The following is a 23,235-nucleotide window of genomic DNA, read 5'->3' on the forward strand; positions in this document are numbered from 1 at the left end:
AACCTAGCTTAGTCTCGACAGGACCTTTGGCAAAGCATCTACGTACATCTGGACATGCTCCAGACGACCCATGCTGACACGAGACCAATTCGTATAATCGCGATAAATGCCTCGAATGAGAACACTCTCCTTTTCCATTTCTTCACGGAAAGTTTGCGCATTGATCGAACCCAGGTCCGCAAAGATAAAGTTGGTCTGCGAGGGCAACCCAGAGAGACCATTCTCTTTAAGTGCCGCGTAAACCATTTCGCGTCCCTCACGGATCTTAGCCCGTGACGCATCCATGAATACTTGGTCTTCGTAACTAGCCACCGCCGCTGCCAAACCAGCTTGGTTAAGGCCATACCATCCAATGCCATAGCGACTCATGGCCTTAATCTTGTCTGGCGCCGCAATGATATAGCCCACGCGCATACCGGCAAGGCCATAAATCTTAGAGAAGGTTCTCGCCACAATTATGTCGTAGCCCTCTTTAATAAGGGGAACCATCGTATTCTCTTCGGGCATATCCGTAAGTTCGTTGTAGGCCTCATCAACGAGCACCGTCGCTTTTGCGGAGGCTTTTTTACAAAAAGCCCGCAACGCAACAGGATCCATCAAAAGACCTGTGGGGTTGTTGGGATTAACCACTTGAACCATTGCGATGGAGTCATCGATGGACTCGTACATAGCCTGCAGGTCTATCTCTAGCCCTGGTGTTTTGGGTAAGCGTGTAATCTCCGCGATACCCTGCTGCTCAACACTTTTGGACGTCGTATCCCAGAAAAGGTCCGGGCCAAGAATGTTGCCGCTCTGACCTGCAGATACCGCGCAAGCCACCAAGGCTCCACTGGAACCCGAGCTTAAGGCAACGTACTCGGGATCAACGCCGTGACGCTCAGCAATCATTGCCTGCAGCGCTCGCGCGGACTCGTTGACGTAGTAAGCGCCGCTGACACTCGCTTCCTGAATTGCAGCAAGGGCAGCTTTGCTTGGACCATAAGGGTTCTCGTTGGCATTGAGCTTCGCAATACCAGCCGCGGGACCATATGCCGGTTTCAGGCGAGTCATTTTAGGCGCGCTATCGGCCATGGCGATGCCTTGTTTTCCTGCGGTAGCAACTGCTAACGCGCCGGCGGCACCAAATAGAAATTTTCTGCGATTGAAGTCTGCTGTCATTATGATCACCCTTATCTGTTAAGTACCGCTGCTATTTTTTCTCCACTAAAACTTCGCCGTGGAGCTTGAATCGAATATCGAACGGGCTGCTGCCCGCCCTAACACGCCTTTGTAAAACCCTTTAAAACCCAAGCACTCACAATCTTAACTACACCTTAATAAACATAGAGGCGGACACCAGCACTAAATACACCCCGAAAATACGCTTAAGCTGGTTCGCATCCAAACTATGGGCCAACTTGGCACCTAGCGGTGCAGTGAGCACCGAGAAGAAGGCAATCGCGGCAAGCGCCGGCATATTCACGTATCCGAGCGACCCTACTGGAAGATTGTCCGCACCTAGCCCCATGACCACAAAGCCCAACATACCGGGAAGACCAATCAGGAACCCGACGCCGGAAGCCGTCGCGACCGCCTGATGAATCGGGCGATTGCAGATCACCATCGTCAGCACAGTAATCGTGCCACCACCTATTCCAAGTAGTGCCGAAAACCCGCCAAGACCACTCGCTAGCGCGGCCTTCCCAGCGCCTGTCGGCATCGCCCAGCGCCCTTTAAATCGATCGAACATAGAGGGGAAGAGAAAGTAAATTGAATAGATGAGAACGCCCACGGCAAACACCATGATCAGCCGTTCACTGTCGGCCATTGAGGCAATCCAAAGCCCGACGAGTACGCCCGCCAGCACCCAGATGGCCCAGTCTTTGAGCAGCGCAAAGTCAACCGCGTCTCTTTTGCTGTGCGCGTGTACCGAGCGTGCGGAAGACACCACTATGGTTGCCAGTGACGTCCCAACAGCCACCATCATCAAGTTGTCCGTTTGGTCCGTCAAAAATGGGAACACGGCAAGCAGCGCCGGAACGACGACAAAACCACCTCCCACACCAAACAAACCCGCGGTTAAACCCGCGATCATCCCAGCTCCGCTTAAAAGCGCGATGAACATCAACATCTCGTGGCCAACCACCCCTGCTCTAACCCCTGTTGTCGCAACATGAGCATTGTCATGTTTTTCTTCATCATCGTATGTTTGGAGCACTTGCTCGATAAGGCTGCACTGCATCTTGATAGTGCAAAAAACGCGCCACGAGAGAGTGCCAATGGATCAGAGTCTGAAAGCCCCAGTATCCAAGGCCTAACAAGAAACCCAACCGATCAAACCCCTTAAACCACAAGATTTCAAACCGAAAAAGCATCGTATCTGTGCACGCAAAGCACCGACATGGCACACAAGCGTGTCTGTTTGTGCAACAAAAGCGTAGTAGCTACACCGGGCATTGTAAAAAAAAGGGCGCCCTTTCAGACGCCCACAAACTTAGCTATCCGTTTTGATCGACTGACTCGTGCCCTAGAAGTCGACGCGGAGTCGCGCGTAGTAGTACCCGCCCTGCCAATCCGCAACACTCGTAGAAGGATAGAGTCGACCGCAACAGTAGTCGTTGTCACTCGCGATACGATCAACCTGGTCCGGATACTCGTCAAAGATGTTACGGCCTCCTATGGAGGCTCTCAGATTAGCGTTGATCTGCCACGAGCCTTCAAGATCGAAGAACACAACCGGGTCGTAGGTTTGGATCGATAGTGGCGATGTGTTGTCCGAGTCTTCCCACTCACCAAAGTAACGAGCACGCCCCATCAGAGAGAAGTCACCAAAATTGTGGAACGCCGTCGCATTCCATCGCACATTCGGCAATTGATTTTCGAGATCGAACTCGCCCTCGGGGTTCAGAACGTCGAGGGGATCATCAGTGATTTCCTGCTCGTTGTAGTTCATGGCCAAGGAGAAGTCGGTTGATTGACCGTTTGACCAGCTCACAGGATAGTTGGCAACAATATCGAAACCTTGGGTCTCAGTATTAATTGCATTCTGGAAGTAGTTAACCCCCCCAATGCTCTCTGCCCCAGCAACACCTGCTGCCTGGAGAGCCAAGAAGCGCTCATAAGCATCAGGGTCCCCATTCGGATCTGAACTCACGTCCAACGTTGATACTGCGCGGAAGCGGTCATCAATGTCGATGCTATAGGCATCAAAGGTCAACGACAGGTTCTCTAGCTCAAGCGTGAAGCCCACGGTGAAACTGGTTGAGGTCTCGGGTGCAAGCTCTTGCGCACCGAGCGCCTGAGCCACGGTCCCACCCGCGGGGAACAGACCCGTCGCAACTGGAAAGCCGTTCGGCAAGCGCGTGGACACGTTTGTTGTGCCCTGCTGCCCTGGGGTGGGCGCTCGGAAACCCGTTCCGAACGACCCTCGTAACGCAAAGGCGTCATTGATTCGATAACGCGCAGCAACCTTACCTACGACCTCGCTACCGAAGTCAGAATAATCTTCGTAACGCAGTGCGCCTTGCAGTAGCAATTGATCGGTTACGTCAGCTGAAAGGTCACCATAGAACGCGTAGGAATCTCGAGTGTATTCCTCAGAGAACGCGGGTGAGTAGCCAGGAAAACCGTTAGATCCAACGCCAACCACGGTGAACACGGGATCATCAGGGTCCGCGCAGTTGAGGGGCTCATCTGCGGGCGCATTTGTAGCAGCTAAGCCAGCAGATGTGGGCGTTCCATCATCGTTACAAAGACCATAGGGATCCGATACCGCATGAGGGCCGGCGATGTAAGAAGCTTCGTCGCTCGACTCGCCCACATCGTAGGTCTCGTCAAGGTAGCTAGCACCATAGGCAAACACTAACGGTGACGCCAAGCCAACATCAAACTCCGTCACCAAGTCGAGTTGAACCTGGAACTCTTCGTTCGTCAGCGTTCCGGGCCGGAAATCTGTCGGAGAGGCCGAACCAAGTGAAGGGTTGATCGTGTTGAACAGTCGGTAGTCAATCTCGTTGGAACCGAATCGCGCACTCAGATCGAACGAGGTCGCCTCACTCAGACTACCGCGAAGGCCACCGGCCAAGGAGACATCCTCAACTTCACCTTCAAATCGAGGCGTAAAACCCCCTGCAAACTTATCCAGAGGGTTGTAGATAGAGCCATCTTCTTCACGCAGGTCTTCGACAGTGCCATTACCCGGGTAACGGTAAAAGAAGCTTCCGTCACTTTGCACGGCACCGTAGTTACCAAAGGCATACAGCTCCATGCCGTTGTCCAGCTCGTACCCTGCATTGAAGAAGAACATTTGATGTTCTCTATTGGGAATACCCCAGGGCATTGCGTTCTCCCCCTCAACGGATGCCGCATCGACACCGCCAGGAAATGCGGACTGCAAAGCTTGGATTCTAGCGGACGCTCCAGGTGTGGGCGTTCCGGTTACAAAGCCCTGCCGAAGTTCACTCTGCTCTGTGAATCGAGGGTTACTCTGGTCAAGACAGAACCAGCTTTCGCAATATTGTTCTGAGCGTTCCGTAAACTCCGAATCGTTGATCTCCGCTGAGATCGAGAGAAAGCCCTTCTCGCCTAAGGGAAGACCGATATTTCCCTGTACGGTGTAAGCGGCCCCATCGCCTTCAAAGTACTCACCGGTATCGATGGTGAGGTCGAAACCCTCACTATTCTCTTTCAGGTTGAAGTTCATAACCCCAGCGATGGCATCTGATCCATACTGCGAACTGGCACCATCCCGAAGGACCTCAATCGATTGAATCGCAGCCGCCGGAATTGTTGCCACGTCGGGACCCTGCGTACCCGAACCACCAATCTGCACCAGTGAGGCGCGATGGCGTCGCTTGCCGTTAACAAGAACGAGCGCATGGTGGGAATCTAGACCCCGAAGCTGCACCGGACGGATAAAAGAAGCTCCATCGGAAATAGGCTGACGGCTTACGTTAAAGGATGGAACCAGCGTTTGAAGAATGTCGACGGTATCGGTGTGCGAGATAGCTTCAATCTGCTCTAGGCCAAAAGTGTCAATCGGCACCGCAGAGTCAACGGCAGATCTAGGTTTACCACGAAGTCCGGTAATTACAACTTCCTCTAGGGCGGCCGGGTCTTGGGCAATCGCTTGAGGAAGGTAGGTCGCGGAAAATCCCGCGGAAAGAAGCGCAAGCGCATAAGGCAATGGCTTTAACTTGTGTTGCATGGCTTTCTCCTGAGTAGCTTTTATGACCGATCTAACGCCGGTAACTTAATGGTGTTTCTACCGCTGTTTACTGGTCACACGCGCCACCGGGGGCACTGGACGCTTGCGCGCACAACAACCCTCGGACAGCAAAGGAGTCGGGGCTTAACCAAACCCAATGCTGCAAAACGCTTTTCTTCAGCCAAATTCAGACTCAAGACAAGGCGACTGAGAATGAGCTCAGCAAGAGGCGTACCAACTAGGAAACCAAGAAATCTTTGGCACCAAGATCTGCACTACCCGCGACCCGCACCGTGTACACAGGCAAAAAACACTTTCGCATGGGTTTTCTCGGTGTTTTTGAATACTCCGAAGAACACAAACACTCCAAAGGAAAGCGAAGATTCACCCCATGTTTTTTTGGATGGAGAACTTCCGTGACGCACAGGGCGTCGTTAAAACACAGACTTGCACCAACTTTTTCTGTGAACATGCACCGACCGAGTGCGAAGCCTGCATCAAGAGTGACCGCAAAGGCCTTATGCGCAAAACCGGTGCGTGCACCGAAATAGTGCTTGTATGATAGCGCGAAAGTCTTTGTGGCTATTTTTTGATCTTTAGACCAAACTCATAATTCAGCCGAATCAGTAACAGAACGGATTAGTAGTCAGCTACTGATATTTCTTACCGAGAACAAAGGCATACGCCAATGAATCGCAGAAAATTTTTGGCCGCAGCGGGAGTTGGAACGACTTCGCTTGTCGGCTGCGCCGCATCACAAACATCCTCGTTGACGTCACGTCACTCGCTTCTAGAACAGCCACCGGGGAGTACCGCGGACGCACTCGTGCAACCAATCGGTGCAGGCATGATGCCCGTCAAGTCCTCTATGGACCGTGTTACACGCACCATAGTTGGGCTAAGGCCCTTTCGAAAGCCAGGGCCCCGACTCGAAGCGGCAAAGCTAGGGTCAAAAGATATCGTGCACAACTATGGTCATGGAGGGGGGGGTGTATCGCTATCATGGGGCGTTGCGGAACTAGCCGCGACATTGGTGAAAGATTTTGGACGGAGAGACATTGCTGTTTTGGGCTCGGGTGTTATCGGCCTATCCACAGCGATTCAACTTCAGCGGGCCGGCGCCGAAGTCACTATTTATGCCAAAGACTTCCCCCCGTACACAACATCCAACGTTGCCGGGGCAATGTGGCATCCAGTAACACTGTTTGAACGCGATCAGGTCACGGACGCCACTTTACGAATGCTGGATTTGGCATCCCAAATCGCGTTTAAACGTTTTATCGGTTACGCGAATGACCCCACCTATGGCGTGTACTGGATAAGACAGTACTCGCTGAGCGAATCGCCGATGGATACCTCAACGCCCTATGCAGGAGGCGACAGCCTTTACCCAGGCTTGATACGCAATAGAAAGAATGGCCCCTTTGGCTTCGCCTACCACGACGCTTATTACACCCTCATGATCGACCCGGACATCTACCTCAGGGCACTGATGCGCGACTTTACGAGTGGAGGAGGACAACTCAGAGAGATTGCTTTTGACACTGCAGATGATGTCGAAGGTTTAGCAGAGCGTAGTATCGTGAACTGCACAGGACTGGGCGCCGGTAAACTATTTGGTGACGAAAGCGTGATTCCCGCGCGCGGTCAGCTAAGCTTTCTTCTCCCACAGAACGACATCGACTACGGATATGCGGGAGTTACCAAGGACTACGGGCTTCTTTATACATTTCCGAGAAAGACCGGAGTGCTCCTCGGTGGGTCTGTAGACAAGAACGACTGGGACCTTCGGTCCAGGGAAGACGAAGTTCGCCGCATGGTGGAAGGCCACGCCGCGATGGCCGCTAGATTGAGATAGCAGGACCTGCTCCAAGATAGTGCGCACACAGCTACCCAATGAAACCGGCATGGAGAACAGCAGTGAATAATGCAAATGCAGGCAAGCTCAACAGACGCAGCCTTATTGCAGGCATGGGTGCAACTGCGGCGAGCACCATGCTTTTTGGTCACCATGCTGTCGGCACAGCATTGAGCTCCCTCCCTAAAAGCCCTCCAGGTATGTCCGCTGAAGATTTAGCGCGCGACGAAACTTACTGGCAGCGTGTGGCGTCTTTTTATGACCGGACCGAGGGCATCGTTAACCTGGAGCACGGATACTGGGGAAAAATGCCACGTCCAGTCCAGACTTCCTATTTAGATGCGTTACAACGAATCAACAAACAGAATTCGTTTTATGCACGAAAGGAGTTCTCTGCAGACTATCGGCTCGCCGTGGAGCAGGTCGCGGCGTTACTAGGAGCGGAGCCTGATGAGATCGTTCTGACCAGAAATGCTACTGAGTCCATTCAGAGCCTCATTCTGCAGTACAAACCTCTCAATGAGGGAGACTCAGTACTCCTGGCGGACGTCGACTACCCGAGCTTTAAAGTGCTCATGCGATCGCTTGAGCAAAGCCGAGGCGTCAAAGCGATAGAGCTGGCCCTCCCGCAGAAAGCTACGCAAGCGGAACTACTGGCGACCTACATTGAGGCTTTTAATGCCAACCCCAAACTCAAACTCATGTTGCTCACCCATGTCAGCAATCAACATGGTTTGATACTCCCGGTCGCCGAGATTACTAAGGAGGCTCGCCTCCGTGGCATCGACGTGATTTGTGACAACGCACAGTCCTGGGGCTTACTGGACTATCGGATTACGGACCTAGGGGTCGACTGGGCAGCGTTCAATCTTCACAAATGGATTGGCGCCCCCCTTGGAGTCGGCGCGCTTTACATGCGACGAGGCAGCAGAGAGAGAATCGGCGTGCATCCCGGAGAGAAGGACTTGTCGAGCACTGCTGTGAGCGCGCGAGTTCACCCGGGCACTATAAATTTTGCGGCGATCCTTGCGGTTCCCGATGCTCTTGATTTTCACAAGGCGGTAGGCGGCGCCAACAAAGCCGCGCGCCTTCGTTACATGAATGACTTGTGGCGAAGCGAGGCAGAGACTTTAAGCCACATAGAAGTGCTCGGGGGCTCAGACCCGGAATCTCGCACGGGCATGGGCTCATTTCGATTGCTGGGTAAAAATAGCGACGACGATGCCAAAGCGCTTCAAAAAAGACTGGAAACAGATTTTGGGATTTTCTCTGTGGCGCGCCATGGCCTCGCGGACGGTGGCTGCGTGCGAATCACACCTCAGGTTTTTACAACGCCCAATGAGTTAGGGAAACTGCGCTCGGCGCTTAAGGAAATCAAAAGCTAAAGAAGATCTTGGGGGTAGCAAGCAGTCAAACCCATACCGAGATGTGTCTGGGACTGAAAAAAGTGACCTAGGAAGAACTGGTAACGGTGAGCTAAGGTAAACTCGTTCGCCGAGATCTCCCCCACCCCAACAAAAGTGGCAAGCTTGTTACCGACATCAAAGTTACACGCCCCCCAAACCAGCCGGCGCTTTATGCGGTGTATCGCTGGCATTCTGATTAGCGTTTCGTTAACTGCCTACGGCCAGCCAGGAATTTTCACAGACCCTGTAGACGGGCGTTTCGATGCGTCTCGCTATCTTTCCGAAAACGCCTTTGGCTTTCTGCCCGTACCGATCATTATCACTGAACCTGCCGTCGACGGTGGACTGGGCGCAGTCGGTCTTTTCTTCCATGAAAGTGATGAGGGTAAAGAGCAGCGTCTCGAACGGCTAAAGAAAGATGAAGGCGGCAGCGCACAGTTACTGACTCCGAGCATCAGTGCGGTCGCGGGAGCTTACACCGGCAACGGGTCGTGGTTTGCAGGCGGAGGCCACGTAGGCTTTTGGAAACAAGGCCGCGTTCGGTACCAAGGGGGCGCTGGTGTTGGCAACGTTAATCTCGCCTTCTATGGCTCAGGTGACGCTGAACTCACGTCGCCCATTGAGCTGAACACCGAGGCTCTTGGCGTCCTACAATCCCTTAAAGTAAAAGTTGCTGATACGCCGCTATTTATCGGCGTGTCACAGCGCTACATCGACGCGACCATCTCTCCGCGCCGAGCAGGTGACGCGGTAGGCGACCTAATACCCGCAGAATCATTTGATACTTGGGGCGACGAACTGCGAGATATCACCGACGTGGAGGTAACTACCTCTGGCCTTGGACTCACAGCTGAGTTCGACACGAGGAACAACTTCTTCAGTCCTCACAAAGGCGTACGCTACGAGCTACAACACATTTGGTTTAGTTCAGCACTAGGCAGTGATATTGACTATGAGCTGACGTCGCTAACTGGTTTGAATTATTTGCCTATCAATGACAATTGGCGCGCAGGACTTCGTTTGAACGCTGAATATGCTGATGCAGACGGATTGCTCCCTCAATATGCCACTCCCACGGTGGTGCTGCGAGGCATTCCTGCAGCGCGGTATCAAGGTAATGCGGTTGCGGTCATAGAGGGCGAAATCACTCGGCAAATAGACCCTCGCTGGTCTATCAATATCTTTGCAGGCGTTGGGCGTGCCGATGGAGCATTTAGCGATTTGTCAGACAGCGCCAGTCGGGTAACTCGGGGGGCAGGCTTTCGTTATCTCGTCGCCCGCCGTTATGGTTTTGAAATGGGCCTAGATGTCGCGAAAGGTCCCGAGGATTCGATTCTCTACATTCAGGCCGGGACAGCATGGTAAGCCTGCCATAAAGACGGATAGTCGAGTAAATCAGCGCATTCGATTTGAGCCTGCAAAAGAAGTCCCTCAAGGACCAGTCGAGGAGCAATTGTTACCTCGACATCAAGTACTTGAGCTAAGTCATCTGCTCCACCCCCGCACATCAACACTTCCGGAGCTTCTCCGCCAGCAGTGGCATGACTCAACGACAGACTCACGGCGCCCGCTTGCGCGAGCAGCAGGCCGTGACTGACAGCTTCCGCTGTCGAGCAACCAGGCGCTATCGATACGCTATCTGAAAGACTGTCTCGCACACGATCGGTATCCGCAAATAGCGCCCTCTTCATGAGTGCCACCCCAGGAATAATGTAGCCGCCCTCATGCCTGCCATCTTCTGCCACCAAATCGATAGTGAGGGCAGATCCAGCATCAACCACACAGATGCGACCGGCGACCCGCCGCCTCGCGCCCAACATCGCTAACCATCGATCTACTCCCATACGCTCCGGGTCAGCATAAGAATTCACGAGATCATTCACAGCGCCGCGAGATTGAGCGAACCAAACCCGCTTGCACAGCGGCGCCAAACTCGCAGATAGCGAATTTTGTAAATCAGGCGCAGCGACGCTGGACACGAGCACGGTAGTATCTTCGAGTTGAGGCATTAAGGCGTCGACAATCTTGGCGGTTTCTACTCGGCCCTCGCTTACCTTCGCATGCGAATCAAAGGCCATCCACTTAGTCGCACTGTTACCTATGTCTAACAGCAGTGCGCGAGTCACGATGTGCCTTCCTGCAAACGGAGAGAAACTTCACCGCCGTATATACTTTGAACACCCGAATTAGTCTTAAGAAGCAGAGCACCGCGGGCGTCAACACCAGCAGCTTCTCCAGCCAAACGCTGCCCGTTATTGTCCACAACAACGCGTCGGCCAGCGAAAGCATCCACTGCCTCCCACCGGTCACGCCACACTGCAAAACCTTCCTCTTCATACGCCGCCAGTGCCATCAGCATCCGGTTTAGCAACTTTGCTACCAAGATACTTCTGGAAAAATGCACTTCCCCTGAGGTCTGCAGATCTGACCAAGGCTGCTCAATCTTGGCAGCCTGCTCGTCGGGTAATCGTACGTTGATTCCGACGCCGATAACCACATCACAGGGCCCGGAAAAGTCGCCACTCATCTCTACGAGAATACCGGCGAGCTTCTTACCATTCAGATAAACATCATTAGGCCACTTGAGAGATAAGCCTTCGACGCCCAGATCCTGCAGCGCTTCGCAGACCATCACCCCTACAGAAAGAGACAAGCCCTCCAGAACCTCAGCCCCTCCATTAAAACGCCAGCCGACTGAGAGATAGATACTGCTGGCGAAGGGACTCACCCAGGCTCTGCCCCGACGACCGCGACCCGCGCTCTGGCTCTCAGCCAAGCAAACCAATGCACCATTGCCGAAGGGTGTTCTGCGTCTAAGCTCGGCGTTGGTAGAGTCAATGCTTCTATGAATCGCCAGCTCGTCTAGATGCCCCGTCGCATCAATTGTAAGGCTCTTTCTGATGACCGAGTCTTCGAGTAGATCGAGCCCCCCCAGAATCTGATAGCCCTGTCCGCGCACGCGATTGATCTCGATCCCAAGCTTTTCCAGCGACGAAACCTGCTTCCAAATCGCCGTACGACTCAAGCCGTACTCTCGGGCGAGATCGGCCCCAGAGTGAAAAGCACCATCAGCAAGCTTTAGTAAAAGGTCGTCAGCGGACATCTAGCAGAGCTTCGATTGAAACGGCTCGCGATCATAGCAAAATCGTGCCCCGTCAAACGGCGCAATGATGGGTGGAAGTTCAACTTTATAGGCGATTCGCTCTGGGTTTACGTTAACGTAAACGTAATATAGACTGCGGCCATGGTAAACACTCAAAAACAGTTCAGCATTTCCGAGCTCTCACAAGAGTTCGGTATCTCGACGCGGACAATTCGCTTTTATGAGGAAAAGGGTTTTATTGAGCCCCTCCGCTCAGGGCAGCGTCGTATCTACACCCCAGCCGATCGAGCGCGTATCCGGCTCATCTTGCGGGGCAAACGCATAGGTCTCAGTCTCGCCGAGAGCGTCGAGATCATAGACATGTATCACCCGGGAGAAAGCGACTCCACGCAATTGGAATCTCTCCTCCTACGGATCGGCGAGCGACGCGCGGCATTAGAGCAGCAGCGGAGGGATCTCGATGACATGTTGAGTGCCCTTAACGACGTTGAGGGCATTTGTCGCGAAGCCCAACATAAACACCGTAACGAACAAGCACAGAAGACACTCACGGCATGACGCGTAAGGAGCAAAGCGTATGAACACCGGCTACCCCACTCTCAATTTTGGCCTCGGCGAAGACATCGACATGCTCCGGGATGCGGTTCATCAAATGTGTGAGAAAGAGATAAGACCTCGCGCCGCTCAGATTGACCGAGACAACGATTTTCCTGCAGATCTTTGGCCCAAATTGGGCGCCATGGGCCTTTTGGGTATTACCGTCGACGAAGAGTTTGGCGGCAGTGGCATGGGCTACCTCGCACATTCAATCGTGATGGAAGAAATAAGCCGTGCGTCAGGTTCCGTAGGCCTATCCTATGGCGCCATGTCGAATCTTTGCTTAAACCAAATCCAGCGCCACGGAAACGACGCGCAAAGAACACACTTCCTACCCAAGCTCTGCACGGGCGAGCACGTCGGCGCTCTCGCCATGTCCGAAGCCAACGCCGGTTCAGATGTAGTGAGCATGAAGCTACAAGCGCGACGCGAGGGCGACCACTACGTGCTCAACGGCACGAAAATGTGGATCACCAACGGCCCAGACGCCGATGTATATGTGATTTATGCGAAAACGGACATTCAGGCGGGCTCAAGAGGTATCACAGCATTCATCGTTGAGCGGGATTATCCGGGGTTCACTCGCTCACCCAAGCTCGACAAGCTGGGTATGCGCGGATCGAACACCTGCGAATTAGTTTTCGAAGACTGCAAGGTGCCCGCCGAAAACATCCTTCGGGAAGAAGGGAAAGGCGTTGAGATACTGATGTCCGGACTCGATTACGAGCGCACGGTGCTTTCAGGCGGTCCTGTTGGAATCATGCAAGCCTGTATTGATGAGGTCCTGCCCTACCTCCATACCCGTCAGCAATTCGGCCAGGCTATTGGAGAGTTCCAGCTAATGCAGGGCAAACTCGCCGACATGTACGCGGACCTCAATGCCTGTCGCTCGTACCTGTACACCGTTGCCGCGGCCTGTGATCGAGGCGAGGAAACTCGCCAGGATTGTGCAGCAGTGATTCTTTACACCGCAGAAAAAGCGACACAACTTGCTTTACAAACCATTCAGGCGCTGGGTGGGTATGGCTATACCAATGAAGCAAACGCGGGACGCCTGCTGCGTGACGCCAAGCTTTACGAGATCGGCGCGGGTACGTCAGAAATTCGGCGTATGCTCATCGGACGTGAACTTTTCAAGGCTTCAGCCTGAGTATCCATCTATGACTATTCTTCAGACTCGATACAACGCCAACGACGGGGATGCTCTAGACAATCAACGCGCAATGCGTAGTCAGGTTAAAGCCCTTCGCGAGTTGGTTTCAAAGATCAGCGAGGGTGGTGGTGAAGTAGCCCGGGAGCGCCATGTATCCCGAGGAAAGCTTCTGCCGCGAGAGCGCCTTGACGCGCTGTTAGATCCTGGAACCCCGTTCCTTGAGCTTTCTCAGCTAGCAGCCCACGGAGTCTATGAAGATGATGTACCGGGAGCTGGCATCATCACCGGTATCGGTCGTGTGAGCGGCCAGGAATGCATGGTCTTCATCAACGACGCCACGGTCAAAGGCGGTACCTACTATCCCCTAACGGTAAAGAAGCAAGCCCGCGCTCAAACTATCGCAGAACAGAATAATCTCCCCTGCCTTTATCTGGTCGATTCCGGCGGCGCATTCTTACCCATGCAGGACGAGGTCTTTCCTGATCGAGAGCACTTTGGCCACGCCTTCTACAATCAGGCGCGTATGTCCGCCCAGGGCATCCCACAGCTTGCCGCCGTACTGGGTAGCTGCACCGCGGGGGGAGCGTATATTCCAGCCATGGCAGACGAGTCGATCATCGTGCGTGAACAAGGAACAATTTTTCTTGGCGGACCACCACTAGTGAAGGCAGCCACTGGCGAAATAGTGAGCGCAGAAGAACTGGGTGGAGCCGATGTTCACTGCCGCCAATCCGGTGTGACGGATCACTATGCGAACGACGACCGCCACGCCTTAGCACTGCTTCGCCAATCGGTGTCTAACCTCAATCGCATGAAAAGCGTGAACATCGAAGTTCGGGAACCCAAAGAGCCTCGTTATCCCGCGGCCGATTTGTACGGCATCATCCCCGCGGATCGTCGCCAACCCTTTGATGTCCGTGAAGTCATCGCGCGCATTGTGGACGATTCAGCATTTGACGAATTCAAAGCGCTTTTTGGCGACACTCTTGTGTGCGGATTCGCGCGCCTCAATGGCTACCCCATCGGCATCGTCGCGAACAATGGCATCCTCTTCTCCGAGTCGGCAGTCAAGGGCGCACACTTCGTCGAGCTCTGTGCTCAGCGCAAAATCCCTTTGCTGTTTTTGCAAAACATCACCGGATTCATGGTGGGACGGGAATATGAGGCGGAAGGCATCGCCCGTCACGGCGCGAAGATGGTACATGCGGTGGCCTGCGCGGACGTACCCAAATTTACCGTCGTTATCGGCGGCTCTTTTGGCGCAGGAAACTATGCAATGTGCGGCAGATCCTACGATCCCCGATTCATGTTTATGTGGCCTAACGCGCGCATCTCGGTAATGGGTGGAGAGCAGGCCGCGAGCGTTCTCGCCACGGTCAAGAAAGATCAGCTAGCGCGACGCAATGAAACTATGAGCGAGGAAGAAGAAGCTGAGTTCAAGCAGCCTATTCTTGACCGCTACGAGGAACAGGGGCACCCCTTCTATGCCTCTGCACGCCTGTGGGACGACGGGGTTATCGATCCAATGGATACCCGCCAGGTCTTAGCCTTGGCATTGTCCGCGTCGCTTAACGCGCCAGTAACGGACTCACGCTTCGGCGTGTTCCGAATGTAGGGTAAGGGTGATGACTGAAGACAAGCAGTCCCTCGTGCGCTGTTCGATCAGTGCAGACGGCGTCGCTCGGGTAAGCCTCAACCGTCCCGAGAAGCATAACGCCTTTGACGACGTCATGATCGCGCTCATGAAGACGCAGTTTGACGATCTGGCAAAGCGAGATGACGTGCGCGCTGTCATATTACAAGCCGAGGGGAAGAGCTTTTCCGCCGGTGCAGACCTCAATTACATGAAGCGCATGGCGGAGTTCGATTACGGCCATAACCTCGACGACGCTCGCGCCCTGGCAACCATGCTGCAGACTTTGAAGACGCTTCCCCACCCAACGATAGCGCGCGTTCAAGGCAATGCTTTTGGCGGTGCCATCGGATTAATCAGCTGCTGTGACATAGCCATCGCAAGTGACGCAGCATTGTTTGGGCTTACGGAAACACGCATCGGTTTGATCCCCGCGACCATCGGGCCCCACGTGACGGAGGCCATCGGAGCCCGCTGGGCGAGACGTCTATTTCTGAGCGCGGAGCGCTTCGACGCCGTCCGCGCTCAAGAAATACAACTCATTCATGAGTATTGCGATGCCGCAGTGCTGGATCAGCGTATCGATGAAGTAGTGACAGCGCTGCTGCAAAACGGTCCAGAAGCGATGCGCGCGGCAAAAGTACTTGTCCGCGATATTACCGGCAAGCCCGTCGACTCGCAGATGATTGATGATACCAGTGCACGCATTGCTCATCTCCGTGTATCTAGCGAGGGACAAGAAGGTTTGCAGGCATTTCTCCATAAGCGTCCACCTAGTTGGGCCCCAGGGAGCACAAAGTAATGTTCAACAGAATACTCATAGCCAATCGTGGTGAAATAGCCTGTCGCGTGATCCATACAGCCAGAGCGCTTGGCATACGTACCGTCGCGGTTTACTCCGACGCCGACAGAAATGCACTGCATGTGCAGCTAGCCGATCAAGCCGTGCACATCGGCGAATCAGCGGCGACGCTGTCTTATATTGATCAAGACAAAATCCTCAAGGCGGCACAGGAAACCTCCAGTGAGGCGATACATCCAGGCTACGGGTTTCTTTCAGAAAACGCAGGATTTGCCCGTGCCTGTGAAGCTGCAGGCATTGCATTCATCGGACCGAGTGCGTCAGCTATTGAGTCAATGGGATCGAAGTCTCGCGCCAAGAGCATCATGGGAGAAGCGGGCGTACCGTTGATCCCCGGCTACCACGGTGATGACCAAAGTGACGAGGTCCTTCGTAAAGAAGCGGACGCTATGGGCTATCCCGTGCTACTCAAGGCCACTGCCGGCGGCGGTGGCAAGGGTATGCGCGCTGTTCAGAGCGCAGATGAGTTCACTGAGGCCCTGACTGCGGCGCGACGGGAGTCCAGTGCAAGTTTCGGCGATGACCGCATGCTTATCGAGAAGCTGATTCAACGGCCGCGCCATGTTGAAGTGCAGGTATTTTGTGACGGTCACGGCAACGGCGTTTATCTGGCAGAACGAGATTGCTCGATTCAACGCCGCCATCAAAAAGTTATCGAGGAGGCGCCTGCACCGGGTCTTTCTGATGACCTTAGACGCGCTATGGGTGAGGCTGCTGTGGATGCCGCTCGAGCCATCGACTATTTGGGCGCGGGTACCGTCGAGTTTTTGCTCGATGCCTCCGGACAGTTTTTCTTTATGGAAATGAATACGCGCCTGCAGGTCGAACACCCCGTAACCGAAATGATCACAGGTCAGGACCTCGTAGAGTGGCAACTTCGCGTCGCCGCTGGAGACCCTCTCCCCCTTAAGCAAAGTGACATCCGCGTCGATGGCCATGCGATGGAGGCGCGTATTTATGCTGAGGACACGGAACAAGGCTTTCTTCCCTCTACTGGCGTTATCAACTATCTGCGCTTGCCGCCGGAGGGCCCTTCCTTGCGTATCGATACAGGGGTAATCGAGGGCAGTGAGATAAGCCCTTACTACGACCCGATGATTGCAAAGCTCATCGTCCACGGTGACACCCGTGAAGAAGCCCGTCGCCGTCTAACCAGTGCGCTCAGTGCTTTCCGCGTAGCCGGACCCGCCAGTAACATTGCGTTTCTGTACAACATTGCATCCCTACCTGCCTTTGCACACTGCGACCTCGACACGCATTTTATTGAACGGCATAACGAAGACCTGTTTCGAGCTCCCCCGGCGCAGAAGAATCGTGATCTGGCAGCTGCAGCGTTATCGCTCCTGTCCCTCAGACAGAAGGCCAATCAAAGTCCGGGGAACGATCGATTCTCGCCCTGGGCGGACAGCCGAGGCTGGCGCATGAACACGCCTCATAGCCAGCGTTTTGATGTGCTTTGTCATGGAGAGGAGTATCTGGTGGAGCTAGTGGATCGCGGTGAGTATCTCGAACTGCTGCTGGACGACGAAACGGCGACGATTCGCGGGAACCTGCAAGATGACGTACTCATGCTGGAGCTCGATGGCCACCGCTACCGCGGAAGCTTTGCCCGAGAAGACGGTGAGTACACCGTGTTCTGGGACGACGGAGCGTTTCACTTTGCCGAGAAACAACTCACGATTTTGGATTCCAGTGCCGCAGCCGCTGGCGACGGCGATTTTGGCGCGCCTATGCATGGAACAGTAGTAGCGCTCCTCGTCGAGCCAGGAACCGACGTTAGCGCTGGCGACCCTGTTGTTGTGATAGAGGCGATGAAGATGGAGCAAACCCTCCGAGCGCCCTCGGCAGGTAAGGTAAAGGGATTCCGATTTAGCCCTGGTGACCTCGTCGACCGCGGCGCAAGCTTGGTAGATTTTGTGGCTGAGAGTGGGCAATGACTGAGTCCTTCGCATATCCCAAATCTGTTTCCATTGTAGAAGTCGGCCCACGGGACGGACTTCAAAACGAAAGCACGCCACTGTCTACGCAGGATAAAGTTGAACTGGTTGAGGGTCTGGCTAATGCAGGGCTACGCTATGTAGAAACGGGCAGTTTTGTGAATCCTCGCTGGATCCCGCAAATGGCCGATAGTGGGGAGGTTTTCCAGCGAATATCGCGCTTACCCGGCGTCACCTACGCAGCGCTCACACCAAATATGAAAGGCTTTGAGCGAGCCATGAAGGCGGGCGCCAGTGAAGTTGCGGTGTTTGCCGCGGCCTCAGAGTCCTTTTCCCAGCGAAACATCAATTGCTCCATTAGTGAAAGTATCGACCGTTTCCATCCGGTGATGGAGGCTGCCGACGCGGCCGGCATCGCCGTACGAGGCTACGTATCCTGTGTGCTTGGTTGCCCCTACGAGGGCGAGATCCAAGCTCAGGCAGTGCTTGAGGTATCCCAAGCGTTGCTGGATATGGGCTGCTACGAGGTTTCCCTAGGAGACACTATTGGCACCGGGACACCGGGGTCCATGGATCGCTTGTTAAATGTGCTTGTTCCCGAACTCACTCCCGGCAAACTCGCGCTGCACTGCCACAACAGCTACGGACAGGCCCTCGCAAACATCCTAGTAGGTCTGCAACATGGGATCAGTCGCATCGACAGCTCTGTTGCAGGACTGGGCGGCTGCCCCTATGCAACGGGCGCAAGTGGAAACGTTGCCACCGAGGACGTTGTCTATATGCTTCAGGGTCTGGATATAGAGACCGGCGTCGATCTCGACGCGCTGATCGCAGTAGGGGCCGATTGTTGTAAAAAGCTGGAAAGAAGCACCCAGTCTGCCGTAGCGCAGGCACGAGCCGCTTAAGCGCCGAAATACTGTATCCCCACAGCTCTGTGTTAACGTTTATGACGTGATCACGCATCCGGATACAGACCCGCTTAAACTCCGCAACCTAGCGGCGATTCTCGCCACCCTATCGGGAGCGAGTCAGTGCCTTTCGCTGTGGCTTTTACCCACTAGCCCCACACTGCTGGTCATTGCCCTGATGGGCACTTTCTACCTTGTACTTGGTCTGGGACTGTTTGGGATCTCGCGGTTTTCGCTGTTTCTCGCTATCACGCTACTCCCTCTTCGCGGTTGGTTCGGAATTTATCCCCTCGACATACCGGCTTGGGAGCTTCTGCGCGTTGCCTCCGATATCACGATAGCGCTACTTTGCGTTCCTCCGCTTTGGGCATCACTACACCCGCAACACCAGAAAATTGAACCCGGCATGCGAGCCCATGCTGACAACTCCGATGTTCTGGAGCCCGATAAATCCGGAGTGGAGAATGCCTGACCCATTGTTAATCATCGTCGCCTTGCTATGCGGTATGGCGAGCAGAGCCGTCGGAATGCCAGCGCTTATAGGTTATCTTGCCGCAGGCTTTGTTCTTCACGAGCTCGACGTTGATGGCGGAGAGATGCTCCAAACTCTGTCAGAGATGGGTATCACGCTTCTATTGTTCAGTATTGGCCTAAAGCTGCAAATCCGGGATCTCCTGTTGCCACGGATTTGGGGGACAACCGTCGTCCATATGCTGGCTACCCAGCTTGCCGTTCTTGGTGTGCTTAGTCTCGCGCAGCATCTACTGCCAAGCCTGGGACTGTCCATCACGGTCAACTTGATTATTGCCTTTGCTTTCAGCTTCTCCAGTACGGTTTTCGTTATTCAGATCATGCAGGAACGGGGTGAGATGGCATCCCGACACGCCAACCTCGCTATCGGCGTGTTGATCATTCAGGATCTCGCGGCGGTGCTGTTTCTTGCCGCATCCACGGGCAAAGTGCCTGAACTTTCAGCACTTTGGCTACTCCTTCTTCTGCCCGCACGGCGCCCAATTCTGCGTTTGCTCAGCCTCGCGGGACACGGCGAGTTGTTCACGCTTGCAGGCTTCGCCCTCGCTATTCTGGGCGCGCAAGTGTTTGACAGTGTGGGGATAAAAGGCGATTTGGGAGCGCTTCTTATCGGCGTATTGTTGGCGGGAGAACAAAAGGGTAAGGAGCTGGCGAGGAACCTGTTGTACTTTAAGGACCTCTTCCTCGTGGGTTTCTTTTTGTCTATTGGCCTGAGCGGCTGGCCGTCACCCAGCCTGATGATCCTCGCCTTGATCCTGGGCGGTATGGCCCTACTAAAGCCGCTACTCTACTTCCCTCTGTTTACGCGATTTCACGTTGCACCGCGAACCGCCCTCCTCGCGTCGAATAGTCTGGCGAACCACAGCGAGTTTGGCCTTATTGTGATCGCCGTGGCAGCGACTCAGGGCTGGGTGGGGCCAGAGTGGAGTGGGGCTATGTCTATCGCGATTGCGGTGAGCTTTGTGGTGTCTTCTCCCCTCAATCATCTATCGCATAGTTTGTATCGACGGCATCGCGTGCGCCTGCTGCGTCACGAATCCCCCATGGTTCGCGCCCAGCGCCCAGACACTCGCGATGTCCGGGTCTTGATACTGGGAATGGGAAATATCGGCACCGGCGCCTACGAGGCGATTGCCCGTAGTTATGGACGCCAAGTCTTGGGTATCGACGATAACGATCGCAAACTTACGCAGCACATGGCTATGCACCGACGTGTTGCAGCCGCCGATGCGAGTGATCCGGATTTCTGGCACCGCATTGCCTTGGATGAACTGGAATTGGTAATGCTGGCCCTCACTAACCATCAGGAGAATATGCTGGTGGCGGACCTCCTTCGAGGGATGGGCTACAAGGGACGTATTGCGGCCGTAGTGCGATTTGACGAAGAAGCAACAGCCCTTGAGGCCAAGGGTATCTCGGCGTTCAATCTCTATGCTCAGGCGGGAGAAGGCTTCGCGGCTCACGCTGCGCGGGGCTTACGGGAAAGAAGACAAGACGGCCGTGGTGATAAAGAGGCCTCTGAACAGAACACTTAGGCTACACGTAGACTTTCCTTAGCGCGTAGGCAATCATTGGCGGCTCGACACCGATTATCCCTCTATTACCTGATCCCCCAATCGGTTCTCTACGCTTCCCCGACGCCAAAACATAGCGAAGATAAATACTAGATTTAGCGTCAGATACGCAGCACTAGCATTCGCAAAACTGCCACCACCTAGACTCAGAAAGACTCCAAAATAACCGCACACCACTCTCAGCATGTCCTGCGCAAAGCTAGTTTTAGGCGAGCCGCCTTCTAACCAGTGAGCTGTGCATACCGTCGTCCAGAGCATCGCTATCACCAGCACAACACCGACGGTGTAACTCTCAACAGCGCCTGCTTGAAGATATCCAAGCAACGCGACCACAGCCACCAGCTGGAACAGCGCATAGACCCTCACCAAGCCATGAGTGGGAGGATCAAAGCGTTCGAACTCTTCCAGAGACGACTTCTTCCTTGGATAGCGCGCGTCCACATCCTCTGGCCTCCACCCATTCGGTGCTATCCACACATACAATTTGTCGCGCCAACGCTTTGCCCTCCAGCTATCTCGAAACATATCGGTATAGATATGGGTTAGAGCGCGAAGCGGGTTAAAACTGCGCAGGGCACCTCGAATGCCATACACGGGGGGATCCGTATCAAGCTCCTCCTGAAAGGTGCCAAAGATGCGGTCCCAGAGGATAAAAAGGCCACCATAGTTACGGTCTAGGTAGCGATCATTTTGCGCGTGATGGACACGGTGGTTAGATGGAGTCACAAAAACCCATTCATACCAGCCAAGTTTGCCCACATGTTCCGTATGAACCCAAAACTGATAAATGAGGTTGAGTGAACCAACGGTAACGATGACTTCCGCCGGTATCCCCAGCGCAAACATGGGCAAATAGAAAACCCACCCGAGCAGGAACCCCGAGCTGGTTTGCCGCAGAGCGGTAGACAGGTTGTAATCCTCGCTCTGATGGTGAGCGACGTGGGCTGCCCACAAAATAGTCCTCTCATGGCCCATGCGGTGCAGCCAGTAATAACAAAAATCGTAGAGAATCGTGGCCAACACCCAGGTCCAAAGGCTTTGGCTGCTCATCAGGGAGAGAGAAAAATACTCAGTAGTGAGGTGATAGAAATATCCACCAAGACCTAAGGTTATGAACTTTCTTGCCTGACTGAGTGTTCCCAGAAACAGACTGCCTACGGCATCGTTCACACGGTAGGTGTTCCGGCCCACGCGAAAACCCCAGACCAACTCAAACAACATGGCTAGAATGAAGAGCGGAACGGCGTAAACAACTAGGTCCATGGCGCAGCAGTCGACTCGGCGGGCGCGGTTAAGCGTCGAGGTCCGGAATCATGTCATCCTTTAAAAGAGCAATAGTATCTTTGAGGCGCAGCTTCTCTTTCTTCAACCGCTGTAAAAGAATCTGATTCTGATAGGGATAGAGCTGCATTTCCGCGATCCGAGTATCCAAGGCACGGTGACGGGTTTGCAGCTGTAAAAGCCGCATCGCCGGCGTTAAAACCTCGTTTGCGGCTTCTGCGTCAGCGTCTGGTTCTTTGCCCGGTGGCCAGTTCATGTACTGGGTTTCTCGCCTTGAATCACTCTGCGAAGAGAGTACGAACGATAACCGCGCCCTCGCTCGCAAACAAGACCTCTGTGACCCCTCAAAGCACTCAACGAACGCATTCCAACAAGCCACCCCACAAAGGGGATGAGGCGTCGCCTACGGCAATAAAATTGGGACTGAGCAGGCTATCTCGAGCGTTGTAAAGAAGCGGATCTCCATCCATACCGAACACCGCACCTCCCGCTGCACTCACCAGAGCGTCTCCCGCGGCCACATCCCACTCGCTACAGAGTGAAAACCTCGGGTAACAGTCGCCGTGACCTTTAGCTAAATCACAAAACTTCAGTGCACTTCCGCTGTTCTTACGGGATAGCTCATGGGTGTTGGACAAATAGGCAATACAACTCTCAAGACGAGGATTTTTGTGTCGCTTGCTAGCCAACAGCACCATGTCATCGGCAGGAAGCTTACGCACGCTTAGTGGCTCAGCCCGCCAGTTGTCAGACTCGAACTGCAGTTGCCAAGCCCCCGCTCCAACTATGCCAAGGCTGGCTCTTTGGAAAAGCGGTTCGTAAATCAGACCCAAAGTCGGGCGCTGTGACTCTATCAAAGCTATATTGATAGTGAATTCACCCGTCCTCTCCAGGAACTCGCGGGTGCCGTCCAAGGGGTCAACCATCCAGAATCTGTCCCAATGGTGCCGGTCCGCTATCTCACTACTGTCACACTCCTCGGACAGCAGGGGGAACTCGGGGCGCAGAGCATGTAATCCCTCACTAAGGATTTCATGGGAGGCCAAATCAGCCTTGGTTAGCGGGGTCTGATCTTCTTTGCTGCTTAAGAGACCCGAGCTGGCTTCGTCGTAATAGCACTCAAGGATGCTGTCAGATGCCTTGTGACAGAGATCGAGAAGACTCCCAATTTCCTTTCGAGACAAGATTGGGTGCCCATGGAATTGCA

The 23,235-nt window shown here is 54.2% G+C and carries 19 protein-coding genes; 11 read left to right on the forward strand and 8 right to left on the reverse strand.

From position 1 onward, the window contains the following. Positions 1-3: 3 nt before the first annotated feature. From R0137_RS16130 to R0137_RS16140, 3 genes are all read right to left on the reverse strand, one after another. Positions 4-1,158: a pyridoxal phosphate-dependent aminotransferase gene (locus R0137_RS16130; protein WP_407327415.1), complete on the reverse strand. Its 1,155-nt coding sequence runs from the start codon at positions 1,156-1,158 to the stop codon at positions 4-6. A 148-nt stretch (positions 1,159-1,306) separates the two neighbouring features. Then, entirely contained in the window at positions 1,307-2,221 is a 915-nt protein-coding gene (locus R0137_RS16135) for a sulfite exporter TauE/SafE family protein (RefSeq protein WP_407327416.1), read from the reverse strand. A 285-nt stretch (positions 2,222-2,506) separates the two neighbouring features. Next, positions 2,507-5,185, reverse strand: coding sequence for a TonB-dependent receptor plug domain-containing protein (locus R0137_RS16140; RefSeq protein ID WP_407327418.1), 2,679 nt, complete (start codon positions 5,183-5,185; stop codon positions 2,507-2,509). Positions 5,186-5,873: 688 nt separating this feature from the next. Here R0137_RS16140 and R0137_RS16145 point away from each other — a divergent pair. From R0137_RS16145 to R0137_RS16155, 3 genes are all read left to right on the forward strand, one after another. Next, on the forward strand, positions 5,874-7,043 hold the full coding sequence (locus tag R0137_RS16145) for an FAD-dependent oxidoreductase (RefSeq protein WP_407327420.1): 1,170 nt from the start codon (positions 5,874-5,876) through the stop codon (positions 7,041-7,043). A 62-nt stretch (positions 7,044-7,105) separates the two neighbouring features. Beyond that, positions 7,106-8,428 carry an aminotransferase class V-fold PLP-dependent enzyme gene (locus tag R0137_RS16150; RefSeq protein ID WP_407327422.1) on the forward strand — a complete coding sequence of 441 codons (1,323 nt, stop codon included), beginning with the start codon at positions 7,106-7,108 and terminating at the stop codon, positions 8,426-8,428. 192 nt (positions 8,429-8,620) lie between these two features. Further along, complete coding sequence (locus tag R0137_RS16155) at positions 8,621-9,814, forward strand: glyceraldehyde-3-phosphate dehydrogenase (RefSeq protein WP_407327423.1); 1,194 nt, start codon at positions 8,621-8,623, stop codon at positions 9,812-9,814. Here R0137_RS16155 and R0137_RS16160 read toward each other — a convergent pair. Both R0137_RS16160 and birA read right to left on the reverse strand, forming a co-directional pair. Next, on the reverse strand, positions 9,793-10,575 hold the full coding sequence (locus R0137_RS16160; RefSeq protein WP_407327425.1) for a type III pantothenate kinase: 783 nt from the start codon (positions 10,573-10,575) through the stop codon (positions 9,793-9,795). The genes R0137_RS16155 and R0137_RS16160 overlap by 22 nt on opposite strands. After that, positions 10,572-11,552 (reverse strand): bifunctional biotin--[acetyl-CoA-carboxylase] ligase/biotin operon repressor BirA, encoded by a 981-nt coding sequence (gene birA / locus R0137_RS16165; RefSeq protein WP_407327426.1) that lies wholly within the window; start codon positions 11,550-11,552, stop codon positions 10,572-10,574. The genes R0137_RS16160 and birA overlap by 4 nt, the downstream gene beginning before the upstream one ends. Before the next feature lie 141 nt (positions 11,553-11,693). Here birA and R0137_RS16170 point away from each other — a divergent pair, with 141 nt between their 5' ends. The 8 genes from R0137_RS16170 to R0137_RS16205 are packed head-to-tail and all read left to right on the forward strand — an operon-like array spanning position 11,694 to position 20,708. Further along, positions 11,694-12,110 (forward strand): MerR family transcriptional regulator, encoded by a 417-nt coding sequence (locus tag R0137_RS16170; protein WP_407327428.1) that lies wholly within the window; start codon positions 11,694-11,696, stop codon positions 12,108-12,110. A gap of 19 nt (positions 12,111-12,129) precedes the next feature. Next, positions 12,130-13,299, forward strand: a complete 1,170-nt coding sequence (locus tag R0137_RS16175) for an isovaleryl-CoA dehydrogenase (protein ID WP_407327429.1) — start codon at positions 12,130-12,132, stop codon at positions 13,297-13,299. A gap of 10 nt (positions 13,300-13,309) precedes the next feature. After that, entirely contained in the window at positions 13,310-14,917 is a 1,608-nt protein-coding gene (locus R0137_RS16180) for a carboxyl transferase domain-containing protein (protein WP_407327430.1), read from the forward strand. A 10-nt stretch (positions 14,918-14,927) separates the two neighbouring features. Then, positions 14,928-15,737: an enoyl-CoA hydratase/isomerase family protein gene (locus R0137_RS16185; protein ID WP_407327432.1), complete on the forward strand. Its 810-nt coding sequence runs from the start codon at positions 14,928-14,930 to the stop codon at positions 15,735-15,737. Further along, positions 15,737-17,734, forward strand: a complete 1,998-nt coding sequence (locus R0137_RS16190; RefSeq protein ID WP_407327434.1) for an acetyl-CoA carboxylase biotin carboxylase subunit — start codon at positions 15,737-15,739, stop codon at positions 17,732-17,734. The genes R0137_RS16185 and R0137_RS16190 overlap by 1 nt, the downstream gene beginning before the upstream one ends. Beyond that, positions 17,731-18,639 carry a hydroxymethylglutaryl-CoA lyase gene (locus R0137_RS16195; protein ID WP_407327436.1) on the forward strand — a complete coding sequence of 303 codons (909 nt, stop codon included), beginning with the start codon at positions 17,731-17,733 and terminating at the stop codon, positions 18,637-18,639. The genes R0137_RS16190 and R0137_RS16195 overlap by 4 nt, the downstream gene beginning before the upstream one ends. A gap of 46 nt (positions 18,640-18,685) precedes the next feature. Beyond that, positions 18,686-19,114 carry a hypothetical protein gene (locus tag R0137_RS16200; protein ID WP_407327438.1) on the forward strand — a complete coding sequence of 143 codons (429 nt, stop codon included), beginning with the start codon at positions 18,686-18,688 and terminating at the stop codon, positions 19,112-19,114. Further along, complete coding sequence (locus tag R0137_RS16205; protein ID WP_407327440.1) at positions 19,107-20,708, forward strand: cation:proton antiporter; 1,602 nt, start codon at positions 19,107-19,109, stop codon at positions 20,706-20,708. The genes R0137_RS16200 and R0137_RS16205 overlap by 8 nt, the downstream gene beginning before the upstream one ends. Positions 20,709-20,762: 54 nt before the next feature. On the opposite strand, the gene R0137_RS16210 is transcribed toward R0137_RS16205, so the two are convergent. The 3 genes from R0137_RS16210 to cysQ all read right to left on the reverse strand — a co-directional run bounded on the left by R0137_RS16210 (position 20,763) and on the right by cysQ (position 23,212). Further along, a complete protein-coding gene (locus R0137_RS16210; RefSeq protein WP_407327442.1) occupies positions 20,763-22,010 on the reverse strand; it encodes a sterol desaturase family protein in 1,248 nt (415 codons plus the stop codon). A gap of 28 nt (positions 22,011-22,038) precedes the next feature. Next, positions 22,039-22,284 (reverse strand): YdcH family protein, encoded by a 246-nt coding sequence (locus R0137_RS16215; RefSeq protein WP_405271743.1) that lies wholly within the window; start codon positions 22,282-22,284, stop codon positions 22,039-22,041. A gap of 97 nt (positions 22,285-22,381) precedes the next feature. Further along, entirely contained in the window at positions 22,382-23,212 is an 831-nt protein-coding gene (gene cysQ, locus R0137_RS16220) for a 3'(2'),5'-bisphosphate nucleotidase CysQ (protein WP_407327445.1), read from the reverse strand. Positions 23,213-23,235: the final 23 nt, after the last annotated feature.

Source organism: Congregibacter brevis, from assembly GCF_045689245.1.
In the GTDB taxonomy this organism is placed as follows: domain Bacteria; phylum Pseudomonadota; class Gammaproteobacteria; order Pseudomonadales; family Halieaceae; genus Congregibacter; species Congregibacter brevis.